At 63.3% G+C, this 18,978-nt stretch carries 16 protein-coding genes and 1 pseudogene; 14 read left to right on the top strand and 3 right to left on the bottom strand.

The features are described from left to right. Positions 1 to 74 precede the first annotated feature (74 nt). The 6 genes from rplU (at position 75) to BMW49_RS10975 (ending at position 6,755) form a co-directional block, all read left to right on the top strand. Positions 75 to 386: a 50S ribosomal protein L21 gene (gene rplU, locus BMW49_RS11000; RefSeq protein WP_069518042.1), complete on the top strand. Its 312-nt coding sequence runs from the start codon at positions 75 to 77 to the stop codon at positions 384 to 386. Between the two features lie 39 nt (positions 387 to 425). Further along, the gene (rpmA, locus tag BMW49_RS10995; protein WP_003176049.1) at positions 426 to 683 is read left to right on the top strand and encodes a 50S ribosomal protein L27; all 258 of its coding nucleotides are present in this window, start codon (positions 426 to 428) and stop codon (positions 681 to 683) included. Between the two features lie 243 nt (positions 684 to 926). Further along, positions 927 to 2,150: an Obg family GTPase CgtA gene (gene cgtA, locus BMW49_RS10990; protein ID WP_069518040.1), complete on the top strand. Its 1,224-nt coding sequence runs from the start codon at positions 927 to 929 to the stop codon at positions 2,148 to 2,150. Positions 2,151 to 2,443: 293 nt separating this feature from the next. Continuing rightward, positions 2,444 to 3,562 (top strand): glutamate 5-kinase, encoded by a 1,119-nt coding sequence (proB, locus tag BMW49_RS10985; RefSeq protein ID WP_069518038.1) that lies wholly within the window; start codon positions 2,444 to 2,446, stop codon positions 3,560 to 3,562. Positions 3,563 to 3,571: 9 nt separating this feature from the next. Then, entirely contained in the window at positions 3,572 to 4,036 is a 465-nt protein-coding gene (locus tag BMW49_RS10980) for a CreA family protein (RefSeq protein ID WP_069518035.1), read from the top strand. Between the two features lie 247 nt (positions 4,037 to 4,283). After that, positions 4,284 to 6,755 carry a membrane-bound PQQ-dependent dehydrogenase, glucose/quinate/shikimate family gene (locus BMW49_RS10975; RefSeq protein ID WP_069518033.1) on the top strand — a complete coding sequence of 824 codons (2,472 nt, stop codon included), beginning with the start codon at positions 4,284 to 4,286 and terminating at the stop codon, positions 6,753 to 6,755. A gap of 176 nt (positions 6,756 to 6,931) precedes the next feature. On the opposite strand, the gene BMW49_RS10970 is transcribed toward BMW49_RS10975, so the two are convergent. From BMW49_RS10970 to BMW49_RS25775, 3 genes and pseudogenes are all read right to left on the bottom strand, one after another. Then, positions 6,932 to 8,515 (bottom strand): peptide chain release factor 3, encoded by a 1,584-nt coding sequence (locus BMW49_RS10970; RefSeq protein WP_069518031.1) that lies wholly within the window; start codon positions 8,513 to 8,515, stop codon positions 6,932 to 6,934. A gap of 93 nt (positions 8,516 to 8,608) precedes the next feature. After that, positions 8,609 to 9,421, bottom strand: a complete 813-nt coding sequence (locus tag BMW49_RS25330; protein WP_482822334.1) for a PDC sensor domain-containing protein — start codon at positions 9,419 to 9,421, stop codon at positions 8,609 to 8,611. A 30-nt stretch (positions 9,422 to 9,451) separates the two neighbouring features. Beyond that, a pseudogene (locus BMW49_RS25775) lies at positions 9,452 to 9,667 on the bottom strand (methyl-accepting chemotaxis protein); the annotation flags it as partial. A gap of 364 nt (positions 9,668 to 10,031) precedes the next feature. Between BMW49_RS25775 and BMW49_RS10960 the strand changes: the two are divergent. From BMW49_RS10960 to BMW49_RS10925, 8 genes are all read left to right on the top strand, one after another. Beyond that, the gene (locus BMW49_RS10960) at positions 10,032 to 10,730 is read left to right on the top strand and encodes a response regulator transcription factor (RefSeq protein ID WP_069518029.1); all 699 of its coding nucleotides are present in this window, start codon (positions 10,032 to 10,034) and stop codon (positions 10,728 to 10,730) included. Next, on the top strand, positions 10,727 to 12,058 hold the full coding sequence (locus BMW49_RS10955; protein WP_069518027.1) for a sensor histidine kinase: 1,332 nt from the start codon (positions 10,727 to 10,729) through the stop codon (positions 12,056 to 12,058). Before BMW49_RS10960 ends, BMW49_RS10955 begins: the two co-directional genes overlap by 4 nt. 88 nt (positions 12,059 to 12,146) lie before the next feature. After that, entirely contained in the window at positions 12,147 to 14,102 is a 1,956-nt protein-coding gene (locus tag BMW49_RS10950) for a TonB-dependent receptor domain-containing protein (protein WP_069518025.1), read from the top strand. After that, on the top strand, positions 14,102 to 15,205 hold the full coding sequence (locus tag BMW49_RS10945; RefSeq protein ID WP_069518024.1) for an ABC transporter substrate-binding protein: 1,104 nt from the start codon (positions 14,102 to 14,104) through the stop codon (positions 15,203 to 15,205). Before BMW49_RS10950 ends, BMW49_RS10945 begins: the two co-directional genes overlap by 1 nt. Next, on the top strand, positions 15,202 to 16,263 hold the full coding sequence (locus BMW49_RS10940; RefSeq protein ID WP_069518022.1) for a FecCD family ABC transporter permease: 1,062 nt from the start codon (positions 15,202 to 15,204) through the stop codon (positions 16,261 to 16,263). Before BMW49_RS10945 ends, BMW49_RS10940 begins: the two co-directional genes overlap by 4 nt. Beyond that, positions 16,260 to 17,063 (top strand): ABC transporter ATP-binding protein, encoded by an 804-nt coding sequence (locus tag BMW49_RS10935; RefSeq protein WP_069518021.1) that lies wholly within the window; start codon positions 16,260 to 16,262, stop codon positions 17,061 to 17,063. Before BMW49_RS10940 ends, BMW49_RS10935 begins: the two co-directional genes overlap by 4 nt. Further along, positions 17,047 to 17,325 carry a DUF2218 domain-containing protein gene (locus BMW49_RS10930; protein WP_069518019.1) on the top strand — a complete coding sequence of 93 codons (279 nt, stop codon included), beginning with the start codon at positions 17,047 to 17,049 and terminating at the stop codon, positions 17,323 to 17,325. The genes BMW49_RS10935 and BMW49_RS10930 overlap by 17 nt, the downstream gene beginning before the upstream one ends. A gap of 396 nt (positions 17,326 to 17,721) precedes the next feature. Next, the gene (locus tag BMW49_RS10925; protein ID WP_069518017.1) at positions 17,722 to 18,885 is read left to right on the top strand and encodes a type III PLP-dependent enzyme; all 1,164 of its coding nucleotides are present in this window, start codon (positions 17,722 to 17,724) and stop codon (positions 18,883 to 18,885) included. The last annotated feature ends 93 nt before the right edge of the window (positions 18,886 to 18,978 follow it).

The following is an 18,978-nucleotide window of genomic DNA, read 5'->3' as shown; positions in this document are numbered from 1 at the left end:
GGCCCCAAGCAGCCATGCCAGCCGACACTTATTCCTATAAAGCGCTGGGTGAGCAGGATCAACGGAGATTTACCATGTACGCTGTAATTGTTACTGGTGGCAAGCAATACAAAGTCACCGAAGGCGAATTCCTTAAGGTCGAGAAACTCGAAATCGCCACTGGCGAAGCCGTGACTTTCGACCGTGTACTGCTGATCGGCAACGGCGACGATGTGACCATCGGCGCACCGGTTGTTGAAGGCGCCAAAGTCGTGGCCGAGGTTGTTGCTCAAGGCCGTCACGATAAAGTGACCATCATCAAGTTCCGCCGTCGTAAGCACCACATGAAGCGTCAGGGCCACCGTCAGTGGTACACCGAGATCAAAATCACCGGTATTCAGGCTTAATTCGTTAAGCGCTGATCCCTTTATAGGAGTATTGAACTCATGGCACACAAAAAAGCTGGCGGTAGTACCCGCAACGGTCGCGACTCAGAAGCCAAACGCCTTGGCGTGAAGATGTATGGCGGCCAGAAAATCATTCCTGGCAACATCATCGTGCGTCAGCGCGGCACCCAGTTCCACGCCGGTTACGGCGTAGGCATGGGTAAAGATCACACCCTCTTCGCGAAAATCGAAGGCGTGATCAAGTTTGAAGTAAAAGGCGCGTTCAACCGCCGTTACGTGAGCGTCGTCGCGGCCTAATCGCGCGACTGCTGGGAAAGCCCCGTCCTTGCGACGGGGCTTTTTTATTGGTCTGCCATCCATGGTGACCACCCTACGGGCCGTCGCAAGCGACGTTAAAAAACGCACCAGGCGTTTTTTTTGTTTCTGTATTCTAGGGGTTCTTGCCCGATCACCCAGGTTGCCGCGCTCGGTGCGCGGGGTTATCCGGCAAGAGCCTGATTGTTTTGATTTGTTGACCCGCTTGCAGCGGGAGGCGTACTGATGAAATTCGTCGATGAAGTATCGATTTTTGTAAAAGCCGGCGACGGCGGTAACGGCATGATGGCTTTTCGTCGTGAAAAGTTTATCGAGAAGGGCGGCCCCAACGGTGGCGATGGCGGTGATGGCGGCTCGGTGTATATCGAAGCGGCCGAGAACCTCAATACCCTGGTCGATTACCGCTATACGCGTAAATTCCAGGCGCAGAACGGCGAAAAGGGTGGCAGCACCGACTGCACCGGCGCCAAGGGCGAAGACCTGATCCTGCCGGTGCCGATCGGCACCACGGTGATCGACTCCTCCACCCAGGAAGTGATTGGCGACCTGACCAAGGCGGGTCAGCGCCTGCTGGTCGCCCAGGGCGGCTGGCACGGCCTGGGCAACACCCGCTTCAAGTCCAGCACCAACCGTGCGCCGCGCCAGACCACGCCGGGCAAGCCGGGCGATGCCCGCGACCTCAAGCTGGAGCTGAAAGTGCTGGCCGATGTGGGGCTGCTCGGTTTGCCGAATGCCGGCAAGAGCACCTTTATTCGTGCGGTGTCGGCGGCCAAACCGAAGGTTGCTGATTACCCTTTTACCACCCTGGTGCCAAACCTGGGCGTGGTCAGTGTCGAGCGTTACAAGAGCTTCGTGATTGCCGACATTCCGGGCTTGATCGAAGGCGCTTCCGACGGCGCGGGCCTGGGGATCCGCTTCCTCAAGCACTTGTCGCGTACGCGCTTGTTGCTGCACCTGGTTGATATGGCGCCGCTGGACCTGACCGATCCGGGTGAGTCGGCGGTGACTATCGTTGATGAGCTGACCAAGTTCAGCCCGGCGCTGGCCGAGCGCGATCGCTGGCTGGTGTTGAATAAAGTTGACCAGATGCCCGATGACGAGCGCGATGCGCGTGTGGCGGCGATTGTCGAGCGGCTGGGTTGGGAAGGCCCGGTCTATGTGGTTTCCGCCCTGGCGCGCGAAGGCACCGAGAAGCTCTGCTACGACATCATGGAATACCTTGAGGCGCGCTCCGAGCGCATTCAGGAGAACCCGGAATTTGCCGCCGAGCTGGCCGCGCTCGATCAGCGTATCGAAGACGAAGCGCGCGCCCAGTTGCAGGCGCTGGACGACAAGCGTGCGCTGCGTCGCTCCGGTGTCAGGGCTGTGGGTGATGAGACTGAAGACGACAGCTTCTGGGATGAAGAGGATGCTGAAGACGGCCCGGAAATCATTTACGTCCGGGATTAAGCACTACGCCAACGCCGCTTAATTGCGGCGTTTTTGTAGGCTGTGTTCCAGTACTGTGTTGCGCGGCGAGGATGCTTTTGTGGGAGCCGCGCTCCGCGGCGAAGGCCATGGGCAACGCCGAGGTAACTGAATGGCTGCAATCGCTTCGCCCCGAGGCGGGGCTCCTGCACCTGAGTTTATGCCGGTGCTGCGTTATGGCCTGCTCGGGGTAGCAACAGCCTATTGGGACATAGCGTTTTTGTAGGCATACAAGGGTTTTGGTAATCACAGGTCGCTGCTGGGGTTGGATGATCATGCGTGACAAGGTAACGAGCGCACAGCGCTGGGTGGTGAAGATTGGCAGCGCGCTGCTGACGGCGGACGGCCGCGGTCTGGATCGCGCGGCCATGGCGGTATGGGTCAAGCAAATGGTGGCGCTGCGCGAGCAGGGCGTCGAACTGGTGCTGGTGTCGTCCGGTGCGGTGGCAGCGGGTATGAGCAAGTTGGGCTGGGGTGCGCGCCCGAGTGCCATGCACGAATTGCAGGCGGCAGCAGCCATTGGTCAGATGGTGTTGATCCAGGCCTGGGAGTCGAGCTTCGCCGAGCATGGCCGGCGCACCGCGCAGATCCTCCTGACCCATGATGACCTGTCCGACCGCAAGCGCTACCTGAATGCGCGCAGCACCCTGCGCACGCTGGTCGACCTGGATGTGGTGCCGGTGATCAACGAGAACGACACCGTGGTCACCGATGAAATCCGTTTTGGCGACAACGACACCCTGGCCGCGCTGGTGGCCAACCTGGTCGAGGCCGACTTGCTGGTGATCCTCACCGACCGGGACGGCATGTACAACGCCGACCCCCGGCACAACCCCGCTGCTGAGCTGATCTTCGAGGCGCGGGCGGACGACCCGGCGCTGGACGCCGTGGCCGGTGGCGTGGGCGGTGCGCTGGGGCGTGGCGGCATGCAGACCAAGCTGCGCGCCGCGCGCCTGGCAGCCCGTTCCGGTGCGCATACGGTGATTGTTGGCGGCGCTATCGAACAGGTGCTGGCGCGGCTCAAGGCGGGCGAGCGGCTGGGTACTTTGCTCGCCCCCGAGCGCGGCATGCTCGCTGCGCGCAAGCAGTGGCTGGCTGGCCACCTGCAGACCCGTGGCACCCTGGTGCTCGACGACGGTGCTGTGCGGGCGCTGCGCACGGGCACCAAAAGCCTGCTGCCGGTTGGCGTCAAGGCGCTGCAAGGCAGTTTCCGGCGTGGTGAGATGGTCGTCTGCGTGGCGGCCGACGGGACGGAAGTGGCGCGCGGTCTGGCCAACTACAGCGCCCTGGAAGCGCAGAAAATCCTCGGTCAGCCGTCGGATGCCATCGAACGCCTGCTGGGCTATGTCGATGAGCCGGAGCTGGTCCACCGCGACAACATGATTCTGGTCTGAGGTGACGCGATGAAAGGCATCAAGGTATGGCTGTTGGGGGCAATGCTGCTGCCGGGGATGGCGCTGGCTGAAGAGATCGGCGAGGTCTCAACGGTCTTCAAGTGGATGGGGCCGAACGACAAGATCGTGGTCGAGGCCTTCGATGATCCCAAGGTCGAGGGCGTGACCTGCTACCTCTCGCGCGCCAAAACCGGTGGCGTCAAGGGCGGCCTGGGCCTGGCCGAAGACCGCGCCGAAGCCTCCATCGCCTGTCGTCAGGTGGGGGCCATTCGCTTCTCCGGCGAGCTCAAGGAAGGCGAAGAAGTATTCCGCGAACGCACCTCGCTGGTGTTCAAGACCATGCAGGTGGTGCGTTTCTACGACCGCAAGCGCAATACCCTGGTGTACCTGGTTTACAGCGACCGGGTGATCGAAGGCAGCCCGCAGAACGCGGTTACCGCCATTCCAATCCTGCCGTGGCCGGAGAAGCCTTAGCCTCAGGCTTATCCGCGATCCGTGCCTCCCAGTGCAGGGTTGCCCAGCGACGATTGCTGTTTGTCGGAGCCGCGCCCCGCGGCGAATGCCGTGTACAACGCCGAAGTCACTGAACGGCTGCAATCGATTCGCCCCGGGGCGGGGCTCCCACAGGTAATGGCCGCAGAATCCCTGAACTCTGGAGGCTGCTCCAAATCCATTGAGCAGGTGTCCGTCGTCGGCGGGCTGGCAGAAAATGGAGAGAGCGATGACGGACGGATACGCGGCACAACCGCTGCGCGTGGTGCTGACGGCCTGGGTGGCAGGGGTGATGGGCGGGCTGCTGGCCTTGGGTGGGGTCTCTCTGGCCTGGTTGGGTGGCTCCTGGTACTACCTGCTGGCGGGCGTGGGGTTGCTGCTGGTGGGTGTGCTGATCCGTCGACGTCAGCGTGCTGCGCTCTGGCTGTACGCCGTGTTGCTACTGGCGAGCCTGGCCTGGACCGTGTTCGAGGTGCGCTTCGACTGGTGGCAGCTGGCGCCGCGTATCGACCTCTGGTGCCTGCTCGGTCTGTGGTTGTTCCTGCCGTTTATCAACCGGCATATCGGCCCGCAGCCTTACTGGCGTGACGGCGCAACGGGGCTGCTCGGGCTGGGTCTGCTGCTCGGTGCGAGCATGGCCGGCTACTCGCTTACCCAGGATTACCATCGCCTGGATGGCACCTTCGACAGCGCGCGCCTGGCCGGCGGTAACCCGGCGGCGCAGGCCGGTCGCTCGGCCAGTGAGTGGAGCGCCTATGGCGGTTCGGACCGTGGTGACCGTTACGCCACGGCCGATCTGATCAGTCCGGAGAATGTCGGTCAGTTGAAAAAGGCCTGGGAATTCCACACCGGCGACCTGCCGGGCGAAGGCGACCCAGGCGAGCTGACCAACCAGGTCACGCCGCTGAAGGTCGGTGACAACCTGTTTATCTGCACCCCGCACAGCATCGCCATCGCGGTGGATGCCGATACCGGCGAGGAGCGCTGGCGCTTCGATCCGGCCATCAACCGGCAGGCCGAGTATTACCAGCACATGACCTGCCGTGGCCTGGCCTATCACGATGCGGCGGTCTACACCGAGCCCGCGAAGCCGGTCATGGCGGCGCAGGCGCGTGAGCCGAGTATCGTGCCCAGCGACACCCGGCAACGTACCCCGGTGGCATCCGCGCAAGCGGTCGAGCGTTGCACGCAGCGGCTGTTCCTGCCGACCAATGACGCGACGCTGTACGCCCTCGACCTGCACGATGGCCAGCCCTGTGAGGATTTCGGCAAAGGCGGCATGGTCGACCTCAAGGTCGCTCTGGGCGACGACGCCCTGGGCGTCTATCTGCCGACTTCGCCGCCGGTGGTCACCGAGAAACTGGTGATCGTCGGTGGCTCGGTCACCGACAACGGCGCGGTGGATTCCCCCGGTGGGGTGATCCGTGCCTATGACGTGCGCACGGGCGAGTTGGTGTGGAATTTTGACCCCGGCCGTCCGGATGCCACCGAACCGTTGCCGGCGGGCGAGACCTATGTGCGCAGCACACCCAACTCCTGGACCATCGCCACGGCGGACGAAACCCTGGGGCTGGTGTATATCCCCACGGGCAATCAGACGCCCGACCAGTGGGCCGTACCGCGTACTCCCGAGGCCGAGCGCTTCACTGCTGCGCTGGTCGCCCTGGATCTGGCCAGCGGCCAGGTGCGCTGGGAATTTCGCACCGTACACCACGACCTTTGGGACCGCGACCTGCCGTCCCAGCCCACTCTGGTCGATATCGACGGCCCCCAGGGTACGGTGCCGGCGATCATCCAGCCGACCAAGCGTGGCGATCTCTATGTGCTCGATCGGCGCACTGGCGAACCCATAGTGCCGGTCAGCGAGCAGCCGGTGCCCCAGGGCACGGTGGAAGGCGATTTCACCGCGCCGACCCAGCCGGCCTCGGCCCTCAGTTATGCACCCGAGCAGGCGCTGCGTGAGCGTGACATGTGGGGCGGCACGCCGTTCGACCAACTGATGTGCCGCATCCAGTTCCGCCAGCTGCGCTATGAGGGGGATTTCACGCCACCTTCGGAGCAGGGTTCGCTGATCTATCCGGGCAATGTCGGGGTGTTCAACTGGCCGTCGGTGGCGGTCGATCCGGTGCGGCAGATGCTGTTCGGCGCGCCAAACTACCTGGCGTTTGTCTCGCGCCTGGTCAAACGTGAAGAGGTTCCCGAAGACGCCCGCATGGGCGGTGGTGAGCAGGGCCTGCAACCCAACCTGGGCGCGCCCTATATGGTCAGCCTGGAGCCCTTCCTCTCGGTACTGGGTTTGCCATGCCAGTCGCCGCCATGGGGCTACGTCACCGCCGTTGATCTGCGCAGCATGGAAAAGGTCTGGCAGCACAAGAACGGCACCAGCCGTGACAGTGCACCGTTGGGCATACCCTTCAGCGTTGGCGTACCGGCCCTGGGCGGGCCGCTGATCACGGCCGGTGGCGTAGGTTTTCTTAGCGGCACCCTGGATTACTACCTGCGGGCCTACGACCTGCGCACCGGGGAAGAACTGTGGAAGGATCGTCTGCCGGCGGGTGGGCAAGCCACGCCGATCAGCTATGTGTCGGAGAAGACCGGCAAGCAGTATGTGGTGGTGATGGCCGGCGGACACGGCTCGTTCGGTACGCGCATCGGCGATTCGCTGGTGGCCTGGACTCTCGACGTAGACGCTGCGCCTTAACAGGCTGTTGAAAAACTACCTGCGTTGCCATCGCGGCGTTAAAAACAGGCTCGGAATGCTCATGTACAGCTCGTACACTCCGCTTCCTCGCCTGTTTTTGCCTTGCGCTGACTGCCTCGCCAACGTTTTTCAACGGCCTGTTAACCCCCATGGAGGCCCGCATTGCGGGCCTCCTGTCAGTGATGTTCGCGGGTGGCGCGGAATTTCACATCCGGCCAGCGCTCTTCCATCAGCGCCAAGTTGACCCGGGTCGGGGCCAGGTAAGTGAGGTGGCCGCCGCCGTCCAGGGCGAGGTTTTCCACCGCCTTGTTGGAGAATTCCTCGAGCTTCTTCTTGTCACTGCACTCGATCCAGCGCGCTGACCAGACGGTGATCGGCTCGTAGCCGCACTCGACCTTGTATTCCTCTTTCAGGCGGCTGGCGACCACGTCGAACTGCAGCACACCGACGGCGCCGAGGATGATGTCGTTGCTGCGCTCGGGGAAGAACACCTGGGTCGCGCCTTCTTCGGCCAGTTGCTGCAGGCCCTGGCGCAGCTGCTTGGATTTCAGCGGATCTTTCAAGCGCACGCGGCGGAACAGTTCCGGGGCGAAGTGCGGGATGCCGGTAAAGCCCAGGGCTTCGCCTTCGGTGAAGGTGTCGCCGATCTGGATGGTGCCGTGGTTGTGCAGGCCGATGATGTCGCCGGCATAGGCCTCGACCAGCATCTCGCGCTCGCTGGAGAAAAAGGTCAGGGCATCGCCGATGCGCACGTCCTTGCCGGTGCGTACGTGGCGCATCTTCATGCCCTGGCTGTATTTGCCCGAGCAGATGCGCATAAAGGCGATGCGGTCGCGGTGTTTCGGGTCCATGTTCGCCTGGATCTTGAACACGAAGCCTGAGAACTTCTCTTCCACCGGCTCCACGGTGCGCTCGTTGGCCACCCGCGCCAGCGGCTTGGGCGCCCAATCGACCACGGCATCAAGCACATGGTCGACACCGAAGTTGCCCAGGGCGGTGCCGAAGAACACCGGGGTCAGTTGGCCGTTCATGAACTCGTCCTGATCGAATTCATGGCAGGCGCCTTGCACTAATTCAAGCTGCTCGACAAAGCGCTCGTACTCGTCACCCAGGTGGGCGCGGGCTTCATCGGAGTCGAGCTTTTCGATGATCTTGGTTTCGGTACGCTCGTGGCCGTGGCCCGGGGTGTAGACGATGATGTAGTCATCGGCCAGGTGGTACACGCCCTTGAAGTCGCGGTAGCAGCCAATCGGCCAGGTGATGGGCGCGGCCTTGATCTTGAGGACCGCTTCGATCTCGTCGAGCAGCTCGATCGGGTCGCGGATATCGCGGTCGAGCTTGTTGACGAAACTGACGATGGGCGTGTCGCGCAGGCGGCAGACGTCCATCAGGGCGATGGTGCGTGGCTCGACGCCCTTGCCGCCGTCGAGCACCATCAGCGCCGAGTCCACTGCGGTCAGGGTGCGGTAGGTGTCTTCCGAGAAGTCTTCGTGGCCCGGGGTGTCGAGCAGGTTGACCATGTGCTCGCGGTAGGGGAACTGCATCACCGAGGTGGTGATGGAGATACCGCGCTGCTTCTCCATTTCCATCCAGTCGGAGGTCGCATGGCGGTCGGATTTACGCGACTTCACCGTACCGGCCACGGCAATTGCCTTGCCCATCAGCAGAAGCTTTTCGGTAATGGTGGTTTTACCGGCGTCGGGGTGGGAAATGATCGCGAACGTGCGGCGCTTGGCGACTTCGGCGGCCTGGGTGGTCATGCGGGAACCTGATCGTGGAGCTGGAAATTGGCCGCGAAGTATACAGGATGCCCGCTGCGTTTGCTGACGCCAGACGCCTCGCTGAGCCGCCGCTCAGGCGCCGGATTGGGCCTTGAGCGCCGCCTCGATGCTGAAACACACCATCAGTGCCCAGGGTGTTTGCGCAACGCCGGTATTGACCGGGCAGAACACCCGCACCAGATCGCCGTTTTGCACATAGCGGTAGGCCTTGCCGGTTTTGATCGCCTGGCGCGCATCACTGTTCAGGTCGCTGGCGTTCTTGCCGGCCCAGGCCGGGTCTGGGTGGGTGATGTAGGAGCCTGCGGTCGACAGCAGCGCCAGGTAGCCGACGCCCAGCGGTTTGTGCTCGGACAAATCCTTTTGCAGGTTGTCCAGGGCGAAGTCGGCGCCGAGTACGCCGGCAAAGCGTTCGTTGAACTTTACCAGCACCATCAGCGAGGTCATGCGTACGCTACGGCCATTCACGGAGTAGTCGTAGGGCTCCATCATCAGGTCATGGTTGCTGCGCCGGGGTATTTCATACCAGTCGTTCAGGCCGGGTTTGTCGTGGTCGGCCAATGGCTCCAGAGCGATTGAGCCCTGGCCACGGTTCCAGTAGGGGATAAAGCGGCCGTCAGGGGCGTGCCCCGGCGCGCTGCAGAACTCACTGTCGCGGCCATCCAGCACGTTGGCCTCCAGGCAGCAGGAGTAGGCCAGCACATCCTTGTCGGCTTTCAGGTTGGCTGCCATTACCGCGTTGATCGCTTCACGCTGCGGGCCGAGATTGGCTTGTTTCAAGCTTTCGATCACGCGCTTGAGGCCATGCAGGGTGGCGGCCAGCTTGGCCAGGCGAGTTTCCAGGCGGGCCGCTTCCTGGGCGGCCAGCAGGCGTGCGGTTTCCTGCATGGCATCGCGCTCGGCCAGTTCGACGCCTTTTACCGCATTACGGGTGTCCACACCGATGCTTTGGACTTTCTGCGCGATGTCGCTGGTGGCTGTGGCGGTGCGTTGCGCGAGGGCCCGCACCTCATCGGCTACCACGGCGAAACCGCGTCCGACTTCTCCTGCACGGGCCGCTTCTATGGCCGCGTTGAGGGCCAGCAGGTTGGTGTGTTTGGCCACGTCGCGGATGACATTGACGATGCCGCTGATTTCGTTGGCGTTGTGTTCCAGGTCGCTGACCAGCTTTTTGATCTGGCCCATGGTGTTGTCTAGTGCATCCTGCTTGACGGCGTTGCGGGGCGAGTAGGCGGACTGCGTATGCATGGCACTCTCCAAGACTACGGGCGTGGATGTGCAAGGCCTGTGCAGCGAACATGCCACTGCGGGGAGGTGCCCTGAAATGGCCAGATCGGTCTGTCCGGGCGCGTTTTGGCGGACGTTATCGTGCCAGCCGAGGGTGCGGGACGCGCAGTGGTGGCACTTTGCAGTGCGCTGCCAGGCCAAGGAGCATCGGTTAATAGCATGTAGATGAGAATTATTATATTTTGCATGCTTTCCTGCCGAGCACGCTGCCATGACCACCAGCCTGGGCCGCATTCTGATCATCGAGGACGACCGCACCCTGGCTGCCCAGCTCGGCGAGCTGCTGCGCGGCCAGGGCTATGCCACCCAGGCGAGCCATCTGGGCGAGGCGGGGCTGAGCATGGCCCTGGCCGAGCCGCCGGACTTGCTCCTGCTTGATGTGCTGTTACCGGATATCAATGGCCTGGCCGTGTTGCGCCGGCTGCGCGAACAACAGCAGACGCCGGTGATCATGCTCACCGCCTGTGGTGCCGAGGAGGAGCGCATTCGTGGCCTGCGCCACGGCGCCGACGATTACCTGCCCAAGCCGTTCAACATCACCGAGCTGCAGTTGCGCATTGATGCCGTGCTGCGCCGTAGCCGTACGCCGGAGGTGGCCCGCGGCGCGCAGCCGCAGCAGTTGCAGGTTGATGCGTTGCACCTGGATCGCCACGCCCAGCAGGCGCGGGTCGGTGACTGCGACCTGGCACTGACGCCGCTGCAGTTTCGTCTGCTCTGGTTGCTGGTGAGTCATCGCGGCGAGGCGTTGAGCAAACCCTACCTGTACCGCATGGCGTTAGAGCGCGAATACAGCCAGTACGACCGCAGCCTGGATATGCACATCAGCCGCATTCGCCGGCGCTTGGCCGATGCCGGGCTGGGCGCTGATCGCCTGCAGACCCTGCACGGCCGCGGTTACGCCTTCACATGAACCGCCGCCTGTTCTGGAAGCTGTGCCTGGTCATCGCCCTGGGTAGCGTGGTGCTGTTCTGGGTGATCGCCCGGGTGGCCTGGCAAACCGAAGAGCGCATGAGCTTTATCGATGCCGAGGACCAGCGCACCCTGCGCCACTACGCCGAGCAGGCTGAAACGCTGTACCGCGCCGGTGATCATGCGGCGTTGCAACGCTGGTTGGAGACTCTGCAACAGCAGGAGCAGACCTGGGCCGCCGTGGTCGAGTCCGAGGTACGGCCGCTGGCCGGCAGTTTGTCGGAACGCTTCGTCGAGAGCTTTACCCTGGGCCGCGACCTGAGCTGGAAGATCCACCTGTATTTCCATGAAAACCCGATCATGGATATCCCGTTCAGCGACGGCCAGGTGCGCTTTCTGATCCAGTTGCCGCAGCGCATGCGCCCCGGCCTGTATTGGCACTACGCCAAGCTGCTGCTGCAACTGGTGGTGCCGCTGGTGCTGATGTTGATCGTCTGTCTGGTGCTCTACCGCCATCTGATGCAGCCACTAAGCCGTCTGGAACAGGCCACCCGGCAGTTCAGCGAGGGGCGTCTGGATGTACGCGTGCGCTCATTGCTCGGCTCGCGTAACGATGAGTTGGCGCGTCTGGCCGAGACCTTCGATGCCATGGCGGCGCGTACCGGGCAGTTGATCATCGACCAGCGTCAGCGCCTGGCGGATATGTCCCATGAACTGCGCACCCCGCTGACGCGCATCGAAATGGCGGTAAGCCTGGCCGAACAGGGCGCTGACCGGGCGGGCCTGCTCGAACGCATCCGCAGTGATTGCGCCGGCATGCGCCGTCTGGTCGAAGACGCCCTGACCCTGAGTTGGCTGGAGAATGAGCGGCCCGAGCTGCGCGACGAAAACCTCGATCTGTCCGAGCTGCTCGACAGCATCCTCGACGATGCGCGCTTCGAGTACCCGGACCGGCATATCGTCTGCCAGCTACCGGACAGCGCACCGCTGCACGGCAGCAGCAGTCGCGCCCTGGGCCAGGCCATTGAAAATGTGGTGCGCAATGCGCTGGATCACACCCCCGCGGGCGGTCAGGTCGAAGTCAGCCTGACCCAGGAGGGTGATGCCTGGTTGCTCAGTGTCACCGACCAAGGGCCAGGGGTCGCCGAACAATGGCTGGAGCGGATCTTTCAGCCGTTCTTTCGCGGCGCGGGCGAGCGCGCCGGTTTCGGTTTGGGCCTGGCGTTGGCGCAGCGCCAGGTCAACGCCACGGGCGGCAGCATTCGCGCCTGTAACCGCGCAGCCGGCGGTTTGCTGATGGAGCTGCGCCTGCCCCATGCCGGTGTGTAACAGTTGTAAAAGTGATTCCCTTGGGTGGGGGTGATGATGAGAATTCGCAAATGCGAAATATTCACATCTTTCCTGGGGAGGAACCATCATGCCGCATTGCCCTTACCGCCTGAGCCTATTGGGCGCCATCACCTGCACCAGCCTGTTCGGTGCACTGTCAGCCCAGAGTGCCGAGCCGGCAGTTGAACTGCAGGCGCAGCAGATTACCGGCGTCGCTGCCGACCGTAACGAGAGTGTCGAGGCCGAGCAGTTGCAGCGCTATCAGGCCAGCGATTTGCAGGAAGTCTTCGAGTCCAATCCAGAGGTATCGGTAGCTGGCGGTTCCAGCGTGGCGCAAAAGCTCTACCTGCGCGGTCTGGAAGACACCCTGCTGAATATCACCATCGACGGCGCCAGCCAGCCGGGGCAGACCTTCCACCACACCGGACGCATCAGTATCGAGCCTGAACTGCTCAAGCGAGCCGAGGTGCAGGCCGGCACGGGGGATGCCACCGCCGGGCCGGGCGCGCTGGGCGGTGCGATCCGCTTCGTCACCAAGGATCCGGACGACCTGCTGCGTGAAGGTGAGTCCGTCGGTGCCCTGCTCAAGAGTGGCTATTTCAGCAATGGCGAGGGCTACAAGAGCAGCGCCAGCCTATTCGGCCGTTTCAACGAAAACTGGTCAGCGCTGGCGATGACCAGCTACCAGGATCAGAACGATTACGAGGACGCCAACAACGACGATGTGCTCGGCACGGGCGCACGGCAGAAGCTCGGCTACGCCAAGCTGGTCGGCAAGCTCGACGACGCGCAGACACTGCGCCTGAGCTACGAGCGCCGCCTTGATGAAGGCGAGCGCCCACAACGTCCGCAGTGGATGGTTTCGCTGCCGCGCAACGCGGCGTACCCCTTACAGACCGAGCGTGAGACCTGGACGCTTAACTACGCCTGGCAGCCGATGAACAACGACTTGTTCGATCTCGAACTGACCACCTACCACACCACCAACGAGTTGCAGCAGGACGGCCGCTTCGGCCTGTACTTCGGTGATACCCGCAGCAACGGTTTCGATCTGCGCAACACCAGCCATTTTACCTCGCACAAGCTGACCTACGGCGTCGACTACCGCGACGACCGCACGACCCTCGGCCCGGAAGGTGACCGCGAGCGCGACAGTGAGAACGGTGAAGTGCTTGGCTTCTATGTGCAGGACGCCTACCAGATCACCTCGCAGTTGTTGCTCAATGCGGGTCTGCGCTATGACCGCTACGAGCTGGACGACCGCGACAGTCAGACGTTCAAGGAAGATGGCCTCAGCCCCAACCTGAGCCTGCGTTATCAGCTCACACCCGAACTGGCGGTGTTCGCTGGACACTCCCAGGCACTACGCGGCCCGCAGGTGCGTGATGCCTTCAAACTCGACGTTGCTGGCAACGATCCGAGCCTGAAGGCGGAGAAGGCGCGAACCGAGGAAGTCGGTTTCGACTACCGCAACGGTGGCTTGGAGTTCATGGCCAAGGGATACATTACCCATATCCGCGATGCCATTTCCTACACGCCGGATATGGCCAACCTGTACCGCAACCTCGGCGACCTGAAGATCAAGGGTGTGCTGCTCAGTACTGCCTATCACTGGCAGCAGCTCAGTCTGGGTCTGAGCTTGCACCGCAACCTCGCTCGCCTGGATGGTCAGCGGCTCAATGCCTACGAACACAATGGCCTGGGCACTAGCCTGGGCAATACCTGGACGACCTTCGCCGATTATCGTGCCAGCGATAACCTGACCCTCGGTTGGCAGGGGCGGTTCGTACGCGGCATTGACACATTGCATACGGTGGATGGCGATGTCTCCAAGCCTGGCTATGGGGTGCATGACCTGTATGCCGAATGGCAGGCGCTGCCTGAGCAACTGACCTTCACCCTGACGCTGAAGAACCTGCTGGACAAGCAGTACCTGGATCATGCCAGCAACGAGGACTTTACTCATATCCCCGGCTACAACATCGTGCGCGGTTCCTACGAGCCGGGTCGCGAACTGCGCCTGGGTGTGGCGTGGCGTATCTGATGCGCCGGCTGATCATGGCGGTTGTGTTGGGGTTGGCGGTGCTGACCCCGTTGCAGGCGCAGGTGCTGACCGACTTGGCTGGACGCCAGGTGCAGGTGCCTGAGCGGGTTGAACGGATCGTCCTCGGCGAAGGCCGGTTGTTGCCGGTGCTGGCGGTTCTCGAAGGCGAGCAGCTGTTGCAGCGCCTGGTCGGCATGCCGGCTGACCTGGCGCTGGTCGACCCAGGCAGCGCGCGGCAGTACCAGCAGGCGTTTCCCGCGCTGGCTGCGGTGCCGCGCATTGGCCAGGGTTCGGCCGATAGTTTTAGCCTGGAGCAGGTGCTGACACTGCGGCCGGACCTGGCCATCTTCAGCCTCTCCGGGCATGGCCCGGGCAGCACCCAGGGGCGCATGGTCGAGCAGTTGCAGCGTGCCGGTGTGGCGGTGCTGTTTGTCGATTTCCGCGAGCAGCCGTTACTCAATACCCCGCGTAGCATGACGTTGCTCGGCCGTGCGCTGGGCCGCCAGGCACGCGCCGAGGCCTTCAATAGCGCCCATGCCGAGGCACTGGCGGCGGTGCGTCAGCGCCTGCCGCAGGGCGCCGGACCGCGGGTATTTCTGCACAGTCGGGCCGGTCTCGGCGATGGCTGCTGCGAGAGCATGGCGCGCGGCATGCTCGCCGACCTGCTGGTTGAAGCCGGCGGCGAGAACATCGCCCGTGCGCTGCTGCCTGGACATGCCGGTACCCTGAGCCTGGAGCTGCTGCTCAGCCAGCCGCCGCAGCTGTATATCGCCAGCGCCGTGGGCTCGGCCGACAGTCTCGCCGAAGGCGCGCCCTATATCGCCCTCGGCCCAGGTGTGGCGGGTGAGCCGGCGCGTGCTTCGCTGGCGCGGCTGCTGAGTCGCGGTGGCCTGCAGCACCTGGCTGCGGTGCGTGAGGGCAGGGCGCATGCCATCTGGCATGGCTTCTACAACAGCCCGTTCAACGTGGTCGCGGTGCAGGTGTTCGCCAAATGGCTACATCCCGAAGCCTTCGCCGACCTCGACCCGCAGCAGACGCTGGCAGCCTTCTACGCCGAGTTCCAGCCGGTGGCGTTGGACGGTCAGTACTGGATCAGCCTATGAACGAGCAGATGATGCCGGGGGCTAACAGCCTGCAGCGGGCTTATCGGCGCACCTTGCTGAGCCGCTGGCTGTGCCTGGGCGTGCTGACGGCGCTGGTGCTGGCCAGTTTTATCAGCGACCTGGCGACGGGCCCGGCTGGGCTGGGCTGGTGGGATGTGGCGCGCGGCCTGCTGCAGCCAGGCCGCCTGGATGCGGCGCAGGCGGTGATCATCCTGGAGCTGCGCGTGCCTTATGCGCTGATGGCCCTGGTGGTGGGCGCCAGCCTGGGCCTGGCCGGCGCGGAAATGCAGACAGCGCTGAACAACCCGCTGGCCAGCCCCTTCACCCTCGGTGTCGGCGCGGCGGCCACCCTCGGCGCGGCGCTGGTGATTCTGCTGCGGCCAAACCTGGGCGGCCTGGGCGCCGATCTGCTGTTGCCGCTGGCGGCGTTCGCCTGCGCCTTTCTCTCCTGTCTGCTCTTGCTGCTGGTGGCGCGGCTGCTCGGCGAGGCACTGCATACCCTGGTGCTGTTCGGTATCGCCTTGCTGTTTGGCCTCAATGCCCTGGTCGGTTTGCTGCAGTTTCTCGCTGATGCCGATGCGCTGCAGCAGATCGTCTTCTGGACCCTGGGCAGCCTGGCCCGCGCCGACCTGCAGCGGGTGGCGCTGGTCACCCTGGTGTTTGGCCTGTGCCTGGTGCTGGCGCTGCGTCAGGCCTGGGCGCTGACCAGCCTGCGCGGCGGTGAGGAGCAGGCGCGCAGCCTGGGGATTCGCGTCGGCTGGCTGCGTACGGCCGTGCTGCTGCGGGTCAGCCTGCTGACCGGGGTGGCCACGGCCTTCGTCGGCGAGGTGGGCTTTATCGGCCTGGTCGGCCCCCATGTGGCGCGCCTGCTGCTGGGCGAGGACCACCGCTTCTACTTGCCCGGCAGTGCTCTGGCCGGCGCCTTGCTGTTGTCGTTGGCCTCGCTGGCCAGTCGGGCGCTGTTGCCGGGGGTGATCCTGCCGGTGGGGTTGGTCACTGCGGTGGTTGGCGTGCCGCTGTTTATCGTACTGATCCTGGCGCGGGGGCGTAGCGCATGAGCCTGCATATCGAGGGTCTCGGTCTGGCCTACGGCGATCGCAGGGTGCTGCATGCACTGAGTCTGCCGTCTATCCAGGCCGGCAGCCTGGTCGCTGTGCTCGGTCCCAATGGTGTTGGCAAGTCTTCGCTGCTGCGCGCCCTCGCCGGCCTGCAGCCCTGTCAGGGACAGGCGGCATTGGCCGGTGCGACGCTGAGCGGCGTGCCGCCCTGGCGTCAGCAGGCACGGGTGGCCTACCTGCCGCAGCAACTGCCACAGGCCACGTCGCTACTCGCCTATGAAGCGCTGCAAGCGGCTGCGCGTGCACGCTGCGCGCACCTGGGCAGCGACGCGTTGGCCGCGCGTGTCACGGCCATCGTCAAACAACTGGGCATTGAGCCCCTGGCCCTGCAGCGCATGGATCGCTTGTCCGGCGGACAGCGCCAGTTGGTCGGCCTGGCTCAGGCATTGGTCGGCGAACCGCACTTGCTGTTGCTCGACGAGCCCACCAGCGCCCTCGACCTGCACTGGCAATTGCGCGTACTGGCGTGCGTCGCCGCGCGCTGCCGCGATGCTGGCGCGATTGCCCTGCTGGCCTGTCACGACCTCAACCTGGCACTGCGTTTCTGCGACCGCGTGCTGCTTTTGGCGCCGAATGGTGATTATCGCTTCGGTGCTCCAGGCGAGGTGCTGGATGCCGCCTGGCTGCGCCACGCTTACGCCATCGAGGCGCGGATCGAGCAGTGTTCGCAGGGTTTTCCTCTGGTCTTGGCGGACCATCCACTGATTTCGGAGCGCATCGTTCATGCTGAGCAGTTATAGCCAGTTCCCTAGCCAGCAGGCGCCGCGCTTGCTGCGCCGCCTGTGCACGCATTTCGCCCACAAGGTCGAGGTGCACTGCAGTGAGAAGGAAGGGCGCCTGCTGTTTTCTATCGGCGAGTGCGTGCTGCAGGCTGATGATGACGCTCTATACCTGACCTGTACGGCGCCGAGTGCGCACGAAATGGCAGAGCTGCAGGAGGTCGTGCGGCGGCATTTGCAAGGTTTTGCGCAGGTGGACAACCTTGTATTGCAATGGCAATGAAACACGTCCGGGTTAGGCTGCAGGAAATGCCCGGCCGAACAGGCTGTACCCCGCGTGCGTTCAGCATTCCAGCGCGTTTTGTGCGATATCCGGAACGTTGCGTGGCACTGTTGAAAATAGGGGTAATTTCCGGTTGATCTGAGGGGCGCATGGTCTTAAAGTCCGCGGCCGAACGTCCATGCTGGCAACGATCCATCCGGCTCAAGTACTGACGACGAGAGACCCTTGCGGTACTCGGCGACATGCCTTGGGAAGTAGGCGAACCAAAGTGGGGAAACTGATCAGGCGTTCATGTCGGCAGCGTTAGTTGCGGACACCCCCGTTGGGCCGTTGAACCTGTCGCAGGTTTTGCTGCCCGAATTCATGTGTTTCTGGTTTTGCCATTGGAGTCCAAGCATGTCGATCAAGGTCGAAGATTATTACGCACCCGCCACTTTTCAGAAGATGAAGGCCTTCGCCGATCAGCACGAAACCCCGTTCGTGGTGATCGACACCAACATCATCAGCAAAGCCTACGATGACCTGCGCGCCGGTTTCGAATTCGCCAAGATCTATTACGCGGTCAAGGCCAACCCAGCGGTGGAAATCATCAACCTGCTCAAGGACAAGGGTTCGAGCTTCGACATCGCCTCGATCTACGAGCTGGACAAGGTGATGGGCTGCGGCGTTGGCCCGGAGCGCATCAGCTACGGCAACACCATCAAGAAAGCCCGCGATGTGCGCTACTTCTACGAGAAGGGCGTGCGCCTGTTCGCCACCGACTCCGAAGCCGACCTGCGCAATATCGCCAAGGCCGCGCCGGGTTCGAAGATCTACGTGCGCATCCTTACTGAAGGCTCGACCTCGGCTGACTGGCCGCTGTCGCGCAAGTTCGGTTGCCAGACCGACATGGCCATGGACCTGCTGATTCTGGCCAAGCAACTGGGCCTGGTGCCTTACGGGATTTCCTTCCACGTCGGCTCGCAGCAGCGTGACATCGACGTATGGGACGCCGCCGTGGCCAAGGTCAAGGTGATCTTCGAGCGGCTGAAGGAAGAAGACGGCATCGTCCTGCAGATGATCAACATGGGCGGCGGCTTCCCAGCCAACTACATCACCCGCACCAACAGCCTGGAAACCTACGCTGAAGAAATCATCCGCTTCCTCAAGGATGACTTCGGCGACGAGCTGCCGGAAATCATTCTGGAGCCGGGCCGCTCGCTGATCTCCAACGCCGGTGTGCTGGTCAGTGAAGTGGTGCTGGTCGCGCGCAAATCGCGTACCGCCGTGGAGCGCTGGGTGTACACCGATGTGGGCAAGTTCAGCGGCCTGATCGAAACCATGGACGAAGCCATCAAGTTCCCCATCTGGACCGAGAAGAAGGGCGAGATGGAGGAAGTGGTGATCGCCGGCCCGACCTGCGATAGCGCCGACATCATGTACGAGCACTACAAGTACGGCCTGCCGCTGAACCTGGCCAGCGGTGATCGTCTGTACTGGTTCTCCACCGGTGCCTACACCACCAGCTACAGCGCTGTTGAGTTCAACGGCTTTCCGCCGCTGAAGTCGTTCTTTCTATAAGGCTTCTGCTGGAGGGGGCGGGTTGAATACGTTGTAGGGGCGAAGTTCGCAGCATGATCGCGAATAAATTCGCTCCTACACCGTTCAGATCGA

Origin of the sequence: Pseudomonas cuatrocienegasensis, assembly GCF_900110925.1 — a bacterium.
In the GTDB taxonomy this organism is placed as follows: Bacteria; Pseudomonadota; Gammaproteobacteria; order Pseudomonadales; family Pseudomonadaceae; genus Aquipseudomonas; species Aquipseudomonas cuatrocienegasensis.
This window is presented reverse-complemented; position numbering and strand designations above follow the sequence as displayed.

Coding starts and splice junctions, on each gene's coding strand:
- rplU (WP_069518042.1), top strand. CDS start 75: ATGTACGCTGTAATTGTTACTGGTGGCAAGCAATACAAAGTCACCGAA.
- rpmA (WP_003176049.1), top strand. CDS start 426: ATGGCACACAAAAAAGCTGGCGGTAGTACCCGCAACGGTCGCGACTCA.
- cgtA (WP_069518040.1), top strand. CDS start 927: ATGAAATTCGTCGATGAAGTATCGATTTTTGTAAAAGCCGGCGACGGC.
- proB (WP_069518038.1), top strand. CDS start 2,444: ATGCGTGACAAGGTAACGAGCGCACAGCGCTGGGTGGTGAAGATTGGC.
- BMW49_RS10980 (WP_069518035.1), top strand. CDS start 3,572: ATGAAAGGCATCAAGGTATGGCTGTTGGGGGCAATGCTGCTGCCGGGG.
- BMW49_RS10975 (WP_069518033.1), top strand. CDS start 4,284: ATGACGGACGGATACGCGGCACAACCGCTGCGCGTGGTGCTGACGGCC.
- BMW49_RS10970 (WP_069518031.1), bottom strand. CDS start 8,515: ATGACCACCCAGGCCGCCGAAGTCGCCAAGCGCCGCACGTTCGCGATC.
- BMW49_RS25330 (WP_482822334.1), bottom strand. CDS start 9,421: ATGCAGGAAACCGCACGCCTGCTGGCCGCCCAGGAAGCGGCCCGCCTG.
- BMW49_RS10960 (WP_069518029.1), top strand. CDS start 10,032: ATGACCACCAGCCTGGGCCGCATTCTGATCATCGAGGACGACCGCACC.
- BMW49_RS10955 (WP_069518027.1), top strand. CDS start 10,727: ATGAACCGCCGCCTGTTCTGGAAGCTGTGCCTGGTCATCGCCCTGGGT.
- BMW49_RS10950 (WP_069518025.1), top strand. CDS start 12,147: ATGCCGCATTGCCCTTACCGCCTGAGCCTATTGGGCGCCATCACCTGC.
- BMW49_RS10945 (WP_069518024.1), top strand. CDS start 14,102: ATGCGCCGGCTGATCATGGCGGTTGTGTTGGGGTTGGCGGTGCTGACC.
- BMW49_RS10940 (WP_069518022.1), top strand. CDS start 15,202: ATGAACGAGCAGATGATGCCGGGGGCTAACAGCCTGCAGCGGGCTTAT.
- BMW49_RS10935 (WP_069518021.1), top strand. CDS start 16,260: ATGAGCCTGCATATCGAGGGTCTCGGTCTGGCCTACGGCGATCGCAGG.
- BMW49_RS10930 (WP_069518019.1), top strand. CDS start 17,047: ATGCTGAGCAGTTATAGCCAGTTCCCTAGCCAGCAGGCGCCGCGCTTG.
- BMW49_RS10925 (WP_069518017.1), top strand. CDS start 17,722: ATGTCGATCAAGGTCGAAGATTATTACGCACCCGCCACTTTTCAGAAG.